General features: G+C 43.3%; 12 protein-coding genes. 4 read left to right on the top strand and 8 right to left on the bottom strand.

Annotation, left to right across the window (positions count from 1 at the left end; translation table 11 throughout):
• Positions 1 to 24: 24 nt before the first annotated feature.
• The 4 genes from J7529_RS13775 (at position 25) to J7529_RS13760 (ending at position 5,238) form a co-directional block, all read left to right on the top strand.
• On the top strand, positions 25 to 2,271 hold the full coding sequence (locus J7529_RS13775) for a cation:proton antiporter (protein WP_318729428.1): 2,247 nt from the start codon (positions 25 to 27) through the stop codon (positions 2,269 to 2,271).
• Between the two features lie 26 nt (positions 2,272 to 2,297).
• The gene (locus J7529_RS13770) at positions 2,298 to 2,924 is read left to right on the top strand and encodes an alpha/beta hydrolase (protein WP_271942060.1); all 627 of its coding nucleotides are present in this window, start codon (positions 2,298 to 2,300) and stop codon (positions 2,922 to 2,924) included.
• A gap of 163 nt (positions 2,925 to 3,087) precedes the next feature.
• Positions 3,088 to 3,582 (top strand): DUF4168 domain-containing protein, encoded by a 495-nt coding sequence (locus J7529_RS13765; protein WP_318729427.1) that lies wholly within the window; start codon positions 3,088 to 3,090, stop codon positions 3,580 to 3,582.
• A 330-nt stretch (positions 3,583 to 3,912) separates the two neighbouring features.
• Positions 3,913 to 5,238 carry an AAA-like domain-containing protein gene (locus J7529_RS13760; protein ID WP_271942066.1) on the top strand — a complete coding sequence of 442 codons (1,326 nt, stop codon included), beginning with the start codon at positions 3,913 to 3,915 and terminating at the stop codon, positions 5,236 to 5,238.
• Here J7529_RS13760 and J7529_RS13755 read toward each other — a convergent pair.
• The 8 genes from J7529_RS13755 to J7529_RS13720 all read right to left on the bottom strand — a co-directional run bounded on the left by J7529_RS13755 (position 5,227) and on the right by J7529_RS13720 (position 17,496).
• Entirely contained in the window at positions 5,227 to 10,974 is a 5,748-nt protein-coding gene (locus J7529_RS13755) for an AAA family ATPase (protein WP_318729426.1), read from the bottom strand. The genes J7529_RS13760 and J7529_RS13755 overlap by 12 nt on opposite strands.
• A gap of 84 nt (positions 10,975 to 11,058) precedes the next feature.
• A complete protein-coding gene (locus tag J7529_RS13750; RefSeq protein ID WP_318729425.1) occupies positions 11,059 to 11,343 on the bottom strand; it encodes a hypothetical protein in 285 nt (94 codons plus the stop codon).
• 21 nt (positions 11,344 to 11,364) lie between these two features.
• Entirely contained in the window at positions 11,365 to 12,987 is a 1,623-nt protein-coding gene (locus J7529_RS13745) for a hypothetical protein (protein ID WP_318729424.1), read from the bottom strand.
• A 42-nt stretch (positions 12,988 to 13,029) separates the two neighbouring features.
• Positions 13,030 to 13,860, bottom strand: a complete 831-nt coding sequence (locus tag J7529_RS13740; RefSeq protein WP_318729423.1) for a hypothetical protein — start codon at positions 13,858 to 13,860, stop codon at positions 13,030 to 13,032.
• Between the two features lies 1 nt (position 13,861).
• Complete coding sequence (locus tag J7529_RS13735; RefSeq protein WP_318729422.1) at positions 13,862 to 14,638, bottom strand: SAM-dependent methyltransferase; 777 nt, start codon at positions 14,636 to 14,638, stop codon at positions 13,862 to 13,864.
• 462 nt (positions 14,639 to 15,100) lie between these two features.
• On the bottom strand, positions 15,101 to 15,424 hold the full coding sequence (locus J7529_RS13730) for a protease inhibitor I42 family protein (RefSeq protein WP_318729421.1): 324 nt from the start codon (positions 15,422 to 15,424) through the stop codon (positions 15,101 to 15,103).
• Positions 15,425 to 15,596: 172 nt separating this feature from the next.
• Complete coding sequence (locus tag J7529_RS13725) at positions 15,597 to 16,466, bottom strand: S8/S53 family peptidase (protein WP_318729420.1); 870 nt, start codon at positions 16,464 to 16,466, stop codon at positions 15,597 to 15,599.
• Between the two features lie 307 nt (positions 16,467 to 16,773).
• A complete protein-coding gene (locus tag J7529_RS13720) occupies positions 16,774 to 17,496 on the bottom strand; it encodes a sigma-70 family RNA polymerase sigma factor (RefSeq protein ID WP_318729419.1) in 723 nt (240 codons plus the stop codon).
• Between the last annotated feature and the right edge of the window lie 333 nt (positions 17,497 to 17,829).

Below are 17,829 nucleotides of genomic sequence, written 5' to 3'. Positions count from 1 at the left end.
CCATCTCTCTCAAATATTAAAAAAATGGCAGCCGATCATCACTTTATCCTAGACTTAACTCTTGTTTTAGGTGCTTCTGCTCTGGGAGGATATGTAGCTACTCGCCTACGACAACCGGTACTGTTAGGATATCTGGTGAGTGGGTTTGTAGTGGGGCCTTTTGGCTTGCAATTGCTGGCAGAAACGGAACAGATTAAACCCTTAGCAGAGATCGGGGTTGCATTTTTATTATTTGCGTTGGGGGTAGAATTTTCCCTGGCAGAATTAAAGCGGGTGAAAGAAATTGCTATTCAAGGGAGTTTATTGCAAATTGGCTTAACCTTAAGTTTAGTGGCGATCGCCTCCACTGTCCTCGGTTGGGTCAGTGGTTGGACGCAGGGGATTTTCTTAGGGTCAATTTTATCACTCTCATCCACCGCCGTAGTTCTGAAAACCCTCACGGAGCGTGGAGAAGTCAATACCCTTCATGGGCAGGTGATGCTGGCGATTTTAATTGCCCAGGATTTAGCCCTGGGGTTAATGTTAGCCATTTTACCCGCATTAGATTCCCCCGAACACGTCTGGCCCACATTAGGAGCAGCCTTACTCAAAGTATCCATCTTTTTAGGGTTGGCGATCGCCTTGGGACGATGGGTTGTTCCTCCCCTGATCAAAAGCATCGCCCGCACCGAAAGCAGCGAACTCTTCCTCTTAACCACCATTGCGCTGTGCTTAAGTGTTGCCCTGGTTACTGCCCATCTGGGATTATCCATTGAAATGGGAGCCTTTGTGGCTGGCTTAATGATGGCCGAAATTGATTATGCCGATCAAGCCCTCGCTAAAGTTCTCCCCTTACGCGATACATTTGCCAGCCTCTTTTTTGCCTCTATTGGCATGTTAATCGATCCGCAAATTTTGCTCGATAACTTCGGCATTATTTTAGGATTAGTGCTGATGGTGATGTTCGGTAAAGCCCTAATTATTTTCCCCATTGTCCTCAAATTTGGCTACTCCTTAAAAACCGCCGCGATCGCCGCTTTGGGCTTAAACCAAATCGGTGAATTTTCCTTTGTCCTCGCCTTAGAAGGATTCGATCTGGGTCTGTTAACCGAGGAAAAATATCTCCTGATCTTAGGCACAACTGCCATTACTCTAATCCTCACTCCTATTAGCATCCGCTTTGCCCCCCGGTTAGCCCAATTTATGGATAAAATCCCTGGACTCAACCAACTCCTACGTCAACAAGAAATCAAAGCGCTATCCTTACCAGAAACAATTACAAATCATGTTGTCATCGCTGGCTATGGGCGAGTCGGACAAGCCCTAATTAGAATTTTGCATAATCAAGGACATCCTCTCTTAGTTATTGACAATAGTGAAGCTGCAATTCAACGATTAAGACATCAAAATATTCCCTATATTTTTGGTGATGCCGACTCCGAATTGGTCTTAGGCAAAGCTCATTTAGAAACGGCCAAAGCCTTGGCCATTACCCTCCCCGATCCCGGCACGACCAGACTCTTGCTCAAACATGCCCTAGAATTTGCACCAGAATTGGATGTGGTTGCCCGATCCCATAATAATAGTGAAATTGATGTCCTCACCCAACTAGGGGCCCAAGAAGTCGTACAACCGGAGTTTGAAGCTGCCTTAGAAATGGGGGCCCATTTACTGTCCACATTAGGTGAATCTCAATGGGCGATTCAATCAGTCATTCAAGCAATTCATCGCGACCATTATCGCAGCGTCCGTCCAGAAAATTTGGTGGGTCTGCAACAGAAATGGCTGGATGATGCCACTGAATCTTTGCACCATGAATGGGTAAAACTTTCAGAAACGTCATCCTTAGATTGGATGACCTTAAGTGAAACCGATATCCGTCATTTAACCGGAGTGACAGTGATGGCTATTCAGCAAGGTGACGATCGGGTCTATTATCCGAAAAATAAAATGACCTTGCGTTCCGGTGACCAATTATTAGTCGTCGGAAAACCAGAAGAAATCTTAGCTTTTCGAGATTTAGTTGAGGGACGTAGCGCCCTTGCCGAGGGAATCAGTCATTGGTTAACCCTTTCTGAGCTATCCCCGCTGATTATGCTCACACCCCGTGACATTTGGCAAAAATATCAGGTGGTCATTCAAGCGGTACGTCGCCATGGAAAACTTTATAATCCAGTGGATTCAGCCATGCAATTAGAAGCAGATGATTGTTTATTATTGCGAGGAGAGAGCGATCGCATCCAAGACGCGATCGCCGATGATATCCTCTTGAACCCAAACGAGTTAAACTAATTTCTATTACCAATTACCCATCCCCTATGTCTCTCGATTATCTTGAATTTGCTTCTTCTAGCCAACCTCCCCAGGGTTTAGTGATTTTTCTCCATGGTTGGGGGGCAAATGCACCCGATTTATACCCCCTAGCTGAAACTCTGAATTTACCGGAATATCAGTTTATCTTTCCCAATGCTCCCTTTGCCCATCCCGAAGTTCCAGGAGGGTTAATGTGGTATGGTTTAGACTTCAATAATCCTGAAAAAATGTTTAGCGATTCTCAAAGAATTCAAGTCTCCTATGAAAAACTTAAAGCATTTTTAGAAGGGTTATCTCAACAAACTGGAGTCCCCTTAGAAAAAATAGTTTTAGCTGGATTTTCTCAAGGGGGAGCAATGGCGCTCCATGTGGGATTAACCCTGCCGTTTGCAGGGTTAATTGGCTTGAGTGGTTATTTGCATTCAGAAGTAGAATATTCCTATGAGCCTCCAGTGTTTCTCTTTCATGGTCGTTTCGATCCGATGGTTCCCCTGGAGAAAGGAAAACAAGCCAGAGATGAGTTACAAAAACAAGGAATTGCAGTAACCTATGAAGAGTTCGATATGGCTCATCAAATTATTCCAGAAGAGTTGGAGCGGGTGCGCCAAGTTTTGGTGGATATGTTGGCATAGAGCGCTAGGTGTTAGGGAATGGGGAATAGGGAATCGGGAATGGGGAATTGAGGTGGAGGATCATCGAGCCTAAATTATGAATCATACCCTTGTAAGATTCCCCTATCTCCCTATCCTCTCAACGGTTATAGTAGCTAGGTTTCTCTCATTGAAAGACAGTCCTATGGTGAACTTAAGACAAAGAATCTGGAATTGGGGCGCGATCGCCGCGATCGCCACTTTAGCGATCGCCATTACCGCTTGTGGTTCTTCTCCAGAGGAGGTTGCCTCCTCTCCTTCTCCGGTTGATCCCGTAATTCTCACGCCAGAAGAAGTACAAAATTATGCCAGGGTCATCCTAGAACTTGAACCCATTCGCCAAGTTGCTCTCGGCCAAGTACAAACCTTAGTGGATAGCGGTGTAGCGCCGATTATTATTTGCACCGATCCCCAGAGTCTTGCCGGTTTATCTTCTGAAGTGACGGAAGTGGTGGTTAATTTCTGTACTCGAGCTAAAGAGATTAATGACAAATATGGCTTTACCCCTACACGCTTTAATGATATTACCCGTAATTTACCGACGAATGCAGAATTGAAAGCACAAGTTGATGAAGCGCTGTTAGCACAGGTGATGAATCCAGAGACAACTGCACCGGAAACCACTGACTTAGGACAATAATTTGTAAGTTGTGAATGGTTCCATTAACCCAGCAAGAGTGGCTGACTGGTTTTGTTGGCGCGATCGCTCTAAAACTTGGATGGGTATTTCTAAGGATAAATTAGGAAAGTCTTAATACTTTTAAAGGGGTCGAGAATTGCAATCGGGGGCGATCGTCAACCCAAACATTTTCCCCTGTTGCACATTCACAATCCAATATTCTCGAATCCCTACTTTCGTTCTGAATCACTGAATCCTTGAAAACCTCCAGCTACCCTGTCTTGCATCTTGTCTACAAAATTGGTATAAGATAGGCGCTAACTCCTTAAAAACAGATAACTCTCGCCTTTTATGACTATTGATGAGCTATGGGTATTGATAGGCGCTAAATACCACAAACAATTAAGACCCGTACAAAAAATAGTGCTTTATCAATCCTGGGAGGGATATTCCTTTGCTCAAATAGCCAAACAATCTGGATTTACACAAGATCACCTCAAGAATATCGCATCCAAGTTGTGGTCGTTGCTTTCAGACCTGTTTAACGAGACCCTGACTAAAAAGACCTTCCGTGCCATTCTAGAACCGCGCCCCCTGAGCGTCCTCGAACGAGAACTCATCGCACAAGCGACTCCTCTGATGCGGGAATACCCCCTAGAATCCCCCGATGGTCCCGTTCCCCTCGAGTCTCCGTTTTACATCCAGCGTACCCCGATTGAAGAATTGACCTGCACAGCTATCGCAACACCGGGAAGCCTGATCCGACTCAAATCACCCAAACGCATGGGAAAAACCTCCCTGATGGTGAGAGTATTAGCTCATGCTCGGCAGTTAGGCTACCGCACCGTTTCTCTAAACTTGCAGCAAGTCGATCGGGCGTGTTTAACAGACCTAGATTCTTTCTTACGCTCGTTTTGCCTGATGCTCTCGCGCCCACTGAAGTGGACATCCAATCTCGACGATTACTGGGACGATTTTTTGGGGAGCAAAAGTAATTGTACCATCTATCTTGAAGATTATTTACAAGCTCACCACAATTCGCCTTTAGTCATTGCTTTAGATCGGGTTGAGGAGCTATTTTTATATCCAATCATTGCCGCTGAATTTTTTGCCATGCTGCGTTATTGGCACGAAAAAGCGAGTTTTGGAGATAGCGAAAGTGAACTCTGGAAAAACTTACGTTTAATCCTGGTTTACTCTACCGAAGAGTATCTCGCTTTGAAGACGAATCACTCGCCGTTCAATGTTGGTTTTGTGCATAAGTTGCCGTTGTTTACGTCGTTTCAGGTTGAAGAATTAGCGGAGCGCCACCAACTCGACCTCTCAGTGCAACAGATAGAGCAATTTATGGAATTAGTTGCAGGTCATCCCTATCTCGTGCGACTGGGATTTTATCATCTTGCTCAACAGACCGTCACTTGGGAAGAATTGATGAAAACGGCAGCAACCGATACTGGTATCTATCACAATCACCTGCACCAACATCTGGCTAGCCTGAAAGCCGATCCCGATCTCGCCGTGGCTTATAAAGAGGTATTGAAGGCAAACCAACCCATAGAGTTAGAGCAGCAATTAGCGTTTAAGTTGCACTGTTTGGGATTGGTGAATTTGCAAGGTTCTGTTGTGTGTTCTAGTTGTCAGTTATATACTGACTATTTTCGAGACTTAAAGTTTTAGTCGATGCAAGGTTTTGGCTATCCAAGCTCGATCAAAAATTGATTCGTAAATGCGGTTGCCAACTTGGAGAACACCCCTTTTGTTGATGACTAACCCAGACATGAGCAAGTCTGCTTGTTCGACATTATCAATAGCGATCGCCTCTGTTTTCTCTAAGATTTGCCCATAAATTTCGAGTAGTCTAACCGCTTTCTGTTTATCTTGGAGGAGGTAATCGCGAATAGTTCTTAAATGTTGGGGTTCGTCTTGAGTTTCCCAGTCGGTGAGAATGTGCGATCGCACTAATTCTTCTACCCATTCTCCTTCGCGGTTGCTTGGAAGAGTGGAAGAATCGTTGCGGATTAGCCGACAGAGTTTTTGGGTGAGGAAGGGTTGACCTCCCGTCCAAGCTAAGATTTCTGTCAGTAGGGTTTGGGGGTTGGTCACCCGTTTGCTTAACCCATAGAGTAAGGGTTGAACTTCGTGCTTTCTAAAATAGGCGAGTTCAATTTTTTGACCGATGTTAAATGGGGTGCTGCTTTTGGATTGAATGAGTTGATAAGGAGAGGCGGCACCGAGTAAGATGAAAGTGAGGCGATTATAATCGGGAATTTCAGCTCTTTGATTATAGCAGTAACGGAGGATTTTGAATAAGGGATCGGTATCGAAATCCAGGTTGAGGACGGTATCTATTTCGTCGATGAAGATGGCAATTTTTCCCGAAATGTTGGGGAGTAAGACCGTTTCGATAAATTCAGAAAAACGTTGGCTGGAGGATAAGAGGTCGCGATCGCGCCACCAACTGCGAAGATTAACGGTATCTGATAGACGAAATGCTTTGACTAATAAATAGGCTAAACCAGCATACCAGTGTTCCGGACGGACTTGGCGATCGCTAATTCCAGTCAGATCGATCGCCACGCAGTTAGTACCTGTATTTTTCAACTGTTTCACCATTTGCACGCGCAAGCTAGACTTTCCCATTTGCCGAGAATTAAGGATCGTGCAGAATTCTCCTTTGATTAAAGCTTTGTAGAGTTGTCTGTCGGCAGAACGGACGACGTAAGTTGGAGCATCTATTGGCAGGCTTCCACCGACTTGATAGTCAAAGGTTGAGGGTTCTTCTCCACTTTTCAGTAACTCGTTTTCGATTTTTAGTTCCGCCTGAGTTAATTTCAGAACTTCTACAGTTTGAGACAGTTCTTGGGTGCGTTCTTCTACTTTTTGTTCGAGACTTTCGCTGTAGTCTTCTAATTGAGCGTAGAGGCGAGCATTCTCAATGGAAATCGCGGCTTGGGAGGAGAGGATTTTTAAGGTTTCCAGGCGATCGTTGGTAAACGAACCGACGGTTAGATTGTTTTCTAGATACAGAATAGCAATGAGTTTGTTTTGATTGATGAGAGGAGTGCAGAGAATAGATTTGGGTTGAGTGGCAATAATATAAGAGTCGCGAGTAAATCCTCCTTCCTCGGTGGCATTGTTTAAGACGACATTTTCTCGGATCTTGATGACGTAATTAACGATAGCAGTTGAGAGTAAAGGTATCTGCTGTTGAGGATCGAAAGCATCTACAGGAACGCTACGAGCAATTTTGGTCTCTCCAGAGGTGGTATCAGATTCTGCTTCAATGCGCCACTGAATGTCTTCATTGTCTTCTGCATTCATTAGAGTTGGTAAAATCAAAAACCCTCTTTGTGCGCCAGCGTTCTCAATAACCGTCTCGATTAACTTACTGAGTAGTTCTTCGAGGACAATTTCGCTGGAAATAGTTTGCGAAGCTTTCAATATACTGGTTAAATCTAAGGTTTCGTTAGAACCTCCAGCCGTGGATAGGGTTGTTGATAATTTGCGATCGGTTATGGCTCCAGGTTTGGCAGCAAAAAACTGCGGATATCGGGTTTCTAAGTCTCTAACTTTAGCATTCGCTCCCCACCTGAGATAGGCATAATGAGCATCATTTAAGTAATAGCTGGCTACTCTGTCTTGACCTCTAGCTAGATAAAACATTCCCGCTAATTCGCAAGCAATGGCTTCTTCATTGAGATATTCATTTTCTTGAGCGCCAGCTATCGCGCGATCGTAGTATTCTCTAGCATTACTATCTTGTCCTAAAATCCGGGCACGTTCGGCTTCTACTAAGTAAAATTTGTGCAGACAATTAGCCGCACAATGTCCAGCCCAGTTTTCCATTAGTTCTTGGTTAGCTGCGACTTCTTCCAGAATACTTTCTTGGGTTGATTCTGAAGATTTTGAAAAGATAGCTAGTTTACTTAGGGATTTATAAAAATAATATATTGGCATATACACTGATGCTCTTTGTGTCTCGAAGCCCTCCTTAGCTAAATCAAAATATTTAACTGCTCGCTCATAATATTGAAAAATATAAGAAAGGATTATTTTATTAAAATATAGATTAAATAAACCACCTTTATCATTAACTTGAATATGAAGTAGCAGCATTTCTTCCTCCTTATATATTTCGCCACTTAAGCAGAACGGATTATCTATTTTGCTTTGCTGCAAGAGTAAAATTGCCTGCCAATAAGTTTTGAGCCAGTCTAGTATTGCTTCTTGTTTGAGTTTAGTTACAACTGCACCATAAATTTCTATCTCCTGTTGTACCTCTGCTAAATTTTTGCTAGTGAGGTACAAAACAATGCAGTAAGTACTTGCATTGTTAGCTGCAAATTCCAAATCCCCAGTTTCTAATCCACTTTTATATCCCTCTATAAAAGATGATAGAGTATTTTTAATATGCTGCTTCCAATGAACTACAGCAAAATTATTTACCATTAAGGTTCTTGACTTAATTTCTTGGGCACAAAACTGTCCTAATATCTGTAAAGCAAGTTGTCCAAATTGATAACCTCTCTCAATATCATTAGTTCCACAAAGGAGATATGCATACATTGTATAAGTGCCAATAGCATCCTCTGTATTACCATATTGGATCAAGAGGTTAATTTGTTGACTTACTAGCAAAGGAATTAGTGAATACATTCCCACAGCAGCAGGCATAAGTAATTTATTCATCATTTGCATAGCTATTAGCTTTTGTGGGTCTTTCATCGCAGGCAGATTGATTAAATCATCAATTTTTCGTTCTTCTAAAATGGATTTTGTTTGCTGCATTGCTACCAGAACATCTTCTTCTGTTGGACTTACTGGAAAATTCAAGCCTAACAAATTCAAGAATTCTAGACCAACTTTTATTGCTTTCAGTAGTTTGCGTTGAGCAGAATAAGCTAATATTTTGACTTCATAAATTCTAGATTTTTCAATTTTTCTTGTAGCACGGTTCGATACTACTTGACTATATTGCTCCATCTGGTCAAAATCCGTACTTAAGAAAGCAGTTTCTGACGCTTCTATATATAGTTCTAATGTTAACTCATACTCGCTCACCCAACTATCTTCTACTAATAGCTTTATGCCAATCTTCAAATACTTTAATGCAGCTTGATATGCGGCAGATAATTTTGCTTTCTTCCCAGACTTCAAATTTAATCGTGCTAACTCATATTTATTTTCTGAATCTTCAATCAAATCCAGACCTAAATTTAACTGATTCACAATATCAAATAGCTTTCGCTCTTGCTCTGCTAAAGGGATATACTGTAGCAACAACTGTCCAATTCGTAAATGTACTGCTTGTCGATCTGCTTCTGGAATAAATGAATAAACCGCTTGCTGGATTTTATCGTGGGCAAATTTATATTCCGCTGTCAACTCTTCCGAGAGTCCCTCTATATCTAGTTCTAAAAGTTTGTAAGTCTTCTTTTGTGGTAAGATCAGACCCTCAGCGATTGCCTCTTCTAAGTCGATCGCAGTGACTCGCGGTGATTCTTCAGATATGATCGCGAGGATTTTCAAATCGAATTGGTTGCCAATACAGGCAGCTAACGATAGCACTTCTTGGGTTTTCGGTGCTAGCTTCCGTGCTTTGGCTGCTATCAAGTCTACTGCGCTCTCAGCAATCTGTTGGACTTGAATTTGCTCTAAATCCCATTGCCAACAACCGCGAATTCTGTCAAACATTAGCAATCCTTCCTCCTTTAAAGCTTGTAAAAACTGTTTCAGGAAAAAAGGATTACCACTAGTTTTTGCATGTAAAACTTTTGCTAGGGGTTTGGATGTTGGGAGTACGACATGGAGCGTATGAGCAGTTAAACGGTTAACCTCAGATAGGTTGAGAGCAGAAAGCTGGATGCGATTGATTTTGGCATCGCTTTTTTCGATTTCTTTTAAGGTCAGCATCAACGGATGGGATGCACTCACTTCATTGTCTCGATAGGCTCCGATTAAGCATAAATCATTGCTATTGTCATCTGTCATTAGCAGTTTGAGCAACTTTAGCGATGCCCCATCTGCCCATTGTAAATCGTCTAAAAAAATGACGAGGGGGTGTTCAGGTTGGGTGAAGACTTTAATAAAGGATAAAAATACTAAGTTGAAGCGATTTTGCGTTGCTGCTGCTTCCAGGGGAGGGGCTTCCGGTTGCTTGCCAATAATTAGTTCTAATTCGGGAATAACTTCAATGATAACTCTGCCATTTATTCCTAAAGCGGCTAGCAATTTTTCTCGCCAAAGCGCGATCGCCTTTTCGCCTTCTGTCAGCAATTGTCGCAGCAAGCTGCGAAAGGCTTGGATGACGGAATTGTAGGGAATATTGCGCTGCAATTGGTCGAATTTACCCGAGATAAAATAGCCCCGCTGTTGGGTGAGGGGTTTGTACACTTCTTGGATGAGAGCAGATTTGCCAATACCAGAATATCCGGACACCAGTATCATTTCGCTTTTTCTCTGACCTGCTCTTTTAACGATTTCCACTAAACGAGCAATTTCTTTTTCTCGTCCGTAGAGTTTCTGGGGAATTTGAAATTGCTCGGAAATATCGTCTTTGCCAAGAGGAAAAGAGTCAATCTGTCCTTTAGTCTGCCACTGTTGCTGACATTGTTCTAGATCGGCTTTGATTCCGTATGTCGATTGGTAACGATCCTCGGCATTTTTAGACATTAATTTGAGAGCGATCGCCGAAAGTGCTGGCGGAATATCTGGATTGCACTCGTGAGGCGCTGGGGGTGGCTTGGCGATGTGGCAATGCACCAATTCCATCGCATCGTCGGTGGGAAAAGGTAGTTGGGAAGTCAGTAATTGGTAGAATGTCACCCCCAGGGAGTAAAAGTCCGTCCGATAGTCAATGCTCCGGTTCATCCGCCCCGTTTGTTCTGGGGAAATATAAGCTAGGGTTCCTTCTAAGAGGTTGGGATGGCAAAATATCGAATTTTCCACTGCCAAGTTTGTCGAGATGCCAAAATCGATTAATTTGACCGTGCCCGTAGAGGGGTTAACAATAATATTGGAGGGGTTAACATCTTTATGAATAATATGTTGTTGATGAACCGATGCTAAAATCTCAACGATCTCAATGGCCAGAGAGAAAAATTGACCCAGATCGAGTTGGTGGTGTTGAATTAGTGTATCGAGGGATTGTCCACCAAAATCTTCCAGCACCATTAACCATTGATGTTGGTCATTCTCTAAACTGTAGGCTTGTACTATTTCTGGAATATTCAAGCTGCGAGTTATTTCATATTCCTGTCTGAACCCAGCAATTTTTCGAGGGGGCGGATGGGTTTGTTTGAGTACCTTAAGAATGACAGGTTGCTTGTTGTCTAGACTGGAAGCGCGATAAACTAATGAGTTATTGCTCTCGTGCAGTTTGGTTCTAATTTTATAGCCGAATAGTTCGCTCACGATCGAAGGAAAATTATTGAGTTACAAAACCCCAGTTTCTTAAAGAAGCCAGGGTTTTAAGTGTTTTTACTTGTGCCTATCTATTTAATTGTTGTTCCTCTTAGAGGAATCGGAAGGTGGATCGGGATCGGGAGGTGGATCGGGATCGGGTATAGGATCTTCCTCCGGAACAACAGTTGCCAACGCTACTTGAAAATCTTCCCTGGGGATAATTTCAGTAATCCTGCTTTTTGTCTTGCTTTCAATCGCAGCTCGTTGCGATGGAGATAACCCCGCTTCTGCCATCACTGTACTGGGAGTTAACTCAAAAGCTTGCTGTTGGCTTGGTTCTACAGCTAAATTGATTAAAAACTCTAGAAATTGACTCATGTGCTTTTTGCTCCTTTCAGCTTATTGATTGTTGGCTTCGCATTCTTTTTGCAAATCCTTGTACAAACTATAAGTTGAATCAAGATAGGATTTAATCAATAGCTTGGGACTGCGGAAAAATGCGGTTCGCAAATAGTCTTTTGCTCGATCTATATCTTCCTTCAAGCTGCTTTTGTCTGCTGGTTGCTCGATCTTGTATTTGAGAAAAATTTGATTGAGATACAAGCTTGCACGAAGATAATCTTCATTTAATTCCTGTAGACGAATCGGATGATTGATACTATTGGCATGACTATTTTTGAAGTATCCTTTCAAGGCACTTAAATGCTCCTCAAAGTTGTCCTTAAAGCTGTCATTGCTTTCATCTCCTTCCTCAGGCTCTAGGAAATCGTACTGATTTTTCAGGGTAAGCTGATAGTGCTTCAATCGGGCTATTGCTAAATAATAATGATGGAACTCTGGATCTTTGGGATGCTTTAGAAATGCCTCTCGAACCGTTTTCCCTGTCGTTTCTGTTATCTCTCCTAGACGTCGGTATTCCTCTCCCATTCCTTGCTTGAGGAGAGCTATTTTTGTTTCATCCCGTGGCTCTTTGCTAAGCTCCTTGTATAGTTGTTTTTTCATGATTTCTAATTTAGTTTTGCTTAGGCTCATTGCCCGTTCATGGAGTATGACTACATTTTTGTAAGGCGCAACTATCTTGCTATCTTCTTCTAAGGCCAAAATGAGCGTAGAAAATGCAGCGTGCCACTTCTTCTCTGCATCCCGAATATACTGTTTTTGTTTCTGAAAATTTTTCTCATGTTTGGCCTCTATTTCAAGAATTTTCGCCTGGATTCCATAGGTCGAGGCTAAGTAAACATTCGCCCAGGGATAGGTAAGCCCTACTTTCCTAGCTACCCTTACAGCACGGTTTAGTTTTTTTTCCGCCTCGCCTAAGTCGTCTTTACCCACGATTTCTTGAGCAATTGCTTTCTCAAGTGCCTGCTCAAAATGCTTCCATAAATCATCCAAGGTTGCAAATCTATAGATCGCTAAATAATAATATGTAGCACCTAAGTGTGCTAAATCCCAGTATCCATCTCTTCTCATCCCTTCTTCAAAATTTTCTTTCGCGTTCGTTAGAGCTTGTTTTTGCCCCTCATAATACTCATCACATTTGCCAAAATCTTTATCAGAATTGCGTTCAAACAATCCCAAGTAACCATAGCGTATAGCTTGCTGCCGATAGGCTTCTCCTAGATGACTGTAAGCCCACTTATACTTCTTCTTTCCTCTATCTTTTAGTGCGTCTTTAAACCAATCAAAAATAGTCTTTTCAAACTTGTTTATCGCTGCACCTAAAATTGCCTTAGCCTCATCTTGATATCCACGATAGTATATGTCTACTGCCATATTAACTACTTTTTCCATTTGTTGATTTTCAATGGCACCTTTATGAGCATAACTCCAGGAACAAAACTCCTGGCTTATTGTTGTTTTTTCCTCTCTAGCTTTAGCTTTCTTTTCAGCTTCCTTTATTATGCCGAGGATGATATCAATGAGCACCAAAGCACGCTCGCTTTCTCCCCGATTTTCATACTCCTGACAATTTTCAGCCATTAATTGGAGTCTGTTTGGTTTAGATTCTACGCTGTCATTCATGGTTGTCTTCTTCTTGTTTTGTTAATTGCAAATCAGCTTTTCTTAACTGTCGAATTGAGGTCGATCGCGCCATCCCTGCCAAGCCAGATCGTGACGCAGTAATTGTCTTGGTTCTTCCTGTAACATAACAGCTTCGCGAAGCAAGGTTAAGGCTCGTTCCTCATCTTCTTCTAACGCTGCTAATCCTGCCAAACGATACACAATTCCACCCGTTCTGCCCTCTTGCTCCAATGCCGTTTCCAGCGCCTTCCGCGTCAGGGCTATTTCTGTTGCTGCTGCACCTTTCCATCGGAATTTAGTCACAGTTAGGGTGTACCAAGCAACATAGTCATCAGGATTTTCCGCTAATCCTAATTTACAGTATTCTGTCGCTTCTGCGTATCTGTACATATAACTTAATAACAATCCCCGCTCTCCCTGCCAACTCGGTATAATCTGGTTGTCTATAGCGATCGCCCGGTCGAGATCCGATAAAGCGGTTTCATATTCTCTCATCGCCGTATAACAATTGGCTCGATAAATGAGCGCCCAAGCATAGTTTTTTTCTAACTCAATGGCCCGGTCGAGATCCGCCAGGGCTGCGGGATGATCTTGTAAGCTAAAATAAGTTGCTCCTCGGTGGGCGATCGCCCAAGGACGACTCGGTTGTAAGGCGATCGCTCGATTAAAATCAACCAACGCTTTCTCATAGCATTTCATCTGTCTGTAGACTTCTCCGCGATGGGCGATCGCCCAACCATAGTCTGGTTCTATGTCTATCGCCTGACTAAACTCAATTAACGCTTTGTCATAGCATTTCTGCAAGCGATACTTTTCTGCCTTTCTCGCCAGTTCTCGCGCCTTTGCTCCGACTTCAATCTGCCGATTGTTCATCTTAATTCACCATCCCCAAACGTGCCATCATTTCCCGATTGAAAGGAATTTGTCCTTGCGGAGGAACGTAAAGAGTGGACACCTCACTCACCAAGGCTTCTGGTAACTTAGATAAGGACATCGGCTCAATAATTGGCTGACAAACCGGATAATAAACAGCGGCTTCATAGACAATGACTTCATGGTTGCGATCGTAATGCTTTTCTAACACCTCTGTCAAAACCTTGAGACCCGGAAAAACTCCTTGAGCATCAAAAAAGCTAAAATTCCCAATCAACCCAATTTGCCACAAGATTAACGCGCTCCTGGGGTCAAAACGGCGATCGCGAAGCAGAAAATCCGTCGCTTCAAAACTCTGACATCCATACTGTCCCGGATCGACTCCCACATCGGCAAATAGACAATCAGATGCCGATATTCCCGGTAGCATTTGTGCCCGGAATCCCTCCTCTCGTGCCTGCCGAATCGCCTCACGAGTGGGATTAGCAAAAACTCCAGGATGACCGTAGAAAACTGCACACACATCCAATCCTTGACGAACAGCATTGAGCATCACCTCCACCATTTCACCATAGGTTTGTTTGCGCCATTGATTGTTGGTATTGTACGGAAGACTTTCGGCAGTTTCGTTGAGCGATCGCAGCCATTCAGCCGTTGCCGGATCGGCTACAGCATACAAGACTTTATCAGCCTGTTCGATCCAAGCCTTTGCCGCCAAGGTTACTTGACTGACAAATTGGATTCCCGTCCCGACAATCGTTAAACAACCTGATTTCAAACTCGACCTACCTAATCATTATTTCCATATCATTTTGCCTGGGAGGCGATCGCCAGAGGACCAGCGATAGAACCGAAAGCGAATTGAAGCACGATCGGATTTTAGTTTTAACAGTGTCTCCTCAACCTTGCCACTCGAACGCTTAAAAAATCACACTAGGGTCTGATTTTCAGCCAGTGTTACCAGCGATTTTAACCTCAGTCAGTAGCTGTATAATTGCGGTTGAGTAATGTTGTTTATCTATCTGAGCACAAACCCCTGAAAATTGCAAGACTTTTTCCAAATTATCTTTTTTTCAGCCTTGTTTAATGATAATGATAAAGTTGGGTGTGCGACATGATATGAAGACACCCAACGATGGAGAGAGTATATTAAGCTACTCTCCTTTGTAGGCTTACACTTAAGTTACCTTAAACCAAGGTACAAGATATGCGATCGCCCTAAAAAGAGATACGACTGCACTTACTCAAGTGTGATGGTAATAGTTGTGGTTTCAACTGCAGAGGTAGCAGCGGGTGGATAAAGTTCGAGCAGAATGGAGCCTTTGCCAGCTTTTATTCCCTTGAATTTCCATATCATCATACCAGGAACCCCTGTTGCTTCAGTAGAAGGATGAAGAGTGATTTCTTCAACCAGCTCGTAGACACCTGAATTGTCTGGTGTAAAGCGCCAAGTATAGCCTGTCGAGGCATTGAATTCTCGAAGCAACCAACCCAGTTCTCCATTGACTGCCATCTTGTTGGTGAAATGGCTGTTTAGCAGAATTCCAGTTCGTTTTTCGATCATATTTTTCTTCTCATAGTCGATATCCAAATTTCTGATGACATAATTTGGTCGTGCATTTTAAAGACGATTCTATTGATCAATTTCTGACAAGAATTCTAGAATTCACTCAGGACAAGGGTTTTCTGACAACCGAGAACCGTCTACTTATAGGGACTGTAAAGCTTTTAGCTTTTTAGTCATTTGCCCTGCTTGATAGCGCTTTCCAGCTAGCCTCAGCATTCAATAAAGGCGGGATCATACTGGTTCGGCGGATATCAGGACGGAGGATCGCTCGACGGATTTCCTCTGCTGTAGCCTGGGGAAAAAGAGACCATAGCAAGGCCGCCGTTCCACTGACAAAAGGTGCGGCTGCGCTAGTGCCAGTCATTGGCATATATCCGCCACTCGAAGAAGTACTGATCGTATTCACCCCTGGTGCCCTAAGTCCCGATTTCCCTACCGATATGTCGCTATTCGATTTGAAATGCCAGTCTCCTTGCATATTGCAGGCAGCGACTGGAATCGTCCAAGGATGATCAAACAGAGCCATTTGCCCAATTCGACCTTGATTGCCAGCCGCTCCAACGATTAAGACTCCTTTTTGAAGGGCATAATCGAACGCCTCTTGGAGAAAACGTTGCTCTTGGAGCGACGTGGTGGGTAGGCCCAAACTAAGATTAATAATCTTAGCTCCAGCGTCGATCATTTCCCTAAGGGCACAGGCAAGATTCTCGGGCGTAACTTTGAGGCATTGCTCAAAATCGCCTGTATCGCATAAGATGGGCTTCACCAATACCGTACAATCCGGGCACAGCCCTGGAGCTTGAGAACCCCGTTGGGCACAGATAATTCCTGCGACAAAAGTTCCATGCACGCAGCCGATGCTCTCTTTCGTTTGGCCAATCACCTCTGATGCGGCGGGGAGCGTGCGTAGGGAAGCCGCTTGCAAATCTTCATGAGATCCTTCTACAGGGCCATCAATTATTCCTACTACGATTTCAGGTCGCCCAGATGTAGCAGCCAATAGCGGTTTGATATTAATAAGTTCTAAATAATTAGCCATTTTTTTAGACAACACTTTAACGTATTAAACTGCTTGCTTAAACCTGCACCCCATTGGCAAAATTAGTCTTAACTCTCTTCATATCTCTTCAGCAAATCGGAGTTTTTTGTTGCCATTGATGTATTTTCTTTTGACATCAACGCCTCTTTAGCTGAGGAAAAGCGATCGCCTCAAATTAGTCAATTTCATTACGAACAAGGTAGTACTAGCTTTTGCCAACAACCGCAGGGAACTTCCGAGAAAAGCCTGCAAGAGGGGAATCAAGGTGCGATCGCACTAAAGTCAAATCAGTAGTCCTGAAATCTACTTAGGTATATTTTGTCTGTGTATTAGTGCTTTTAATCGCCCTACTGTTCTTCTGACTTACCTCCCCATCCGTCCCCAGAAAATAGCTACTTAACTTCTCTTTGAGGATTTTCCGCGCCAAAGATATCCGCTTGCAAACATTCTCGTAGGTTATACCTTGTACTTCAGCAATTTCTGTATGGGAGAGCTGTTGATAAAAATGCAAGATAAACGTATGGCGCAACCGTTCCGGTAAAGAAGCGATCGCCTCCCGAATCACCATCGCCTTCTCTTCGTTCTCCAAAACCTTTTCCGGGGTATCCACCGCACTGGTAGGGCCCCCATTCTCCGTTTCTCCCACCCATTCAAGACTATCTACACCCGCCGCTTCCCCAGAGCGTTTGCGAATAATATCGATACATAAATTGCGAGTTACCTGCATCAGCCAAGCTTTCAAATTGTGGATTTTCCCCACATACTTCAGCACCTTTTCCCTAGCCTTCAGCATCGCCTGACTCAAAGCATCTTCTGCATCCGTAGAATTATAATTCATCAACTTCAGACAGCAGCGATACAATGGGTCGTGCATTTCCTGCCAGAGTTGCCAAAACTGGGAGACAATATCATCGAAGCCCCTAACAGCATTACGATCTTGGCGCGACCTTCCCGTCAGTAAATCGCGCTTTTTTCGTCTCAGTTGTACAGGGTTATCCGAGCCAATTTCACTTGCTTTGGCATACATCATAAGTCTTCTGTTTTTCTGGAATTTGATTAATTTTGGCTAGATTTGGGGAGGAGGGTCAAGATGGAAAAAGTAACATCTTAAAAGAGCTAAGAATTGGTGAGTTCGTTTGACGGGTCTGGGGCGCACTGCTTCTGAACATAACTCCCTAAGAACTGCTTGTTTGCGGTATTGATATGAAATCCGCATGGGTTACTTTTTACCCCTTTTTCCTGGAAACCAATCGGGCCAAACTCGACAGAATTCTCAAAAGAACGGACAAGACCCGTCTATATATAATTGGAAGTTATGTTTTCTCTATTTTTTGATTACTTTAGTCGATAGCAGACTGATTTT

It is taken from the genome of Roseofilum sp. Guam, from assembly GCF_017746735.1.
Lineage (GTDB): Bacteria > Cyanobacteriota > Cyanobacteriia > Cyanobacteriales > Desertifilaceae > Roseofilum > Roseofilum reptotaenium.
This window is presented reverse-complemented; position numbering and strand designations above follow the sequence as displayed.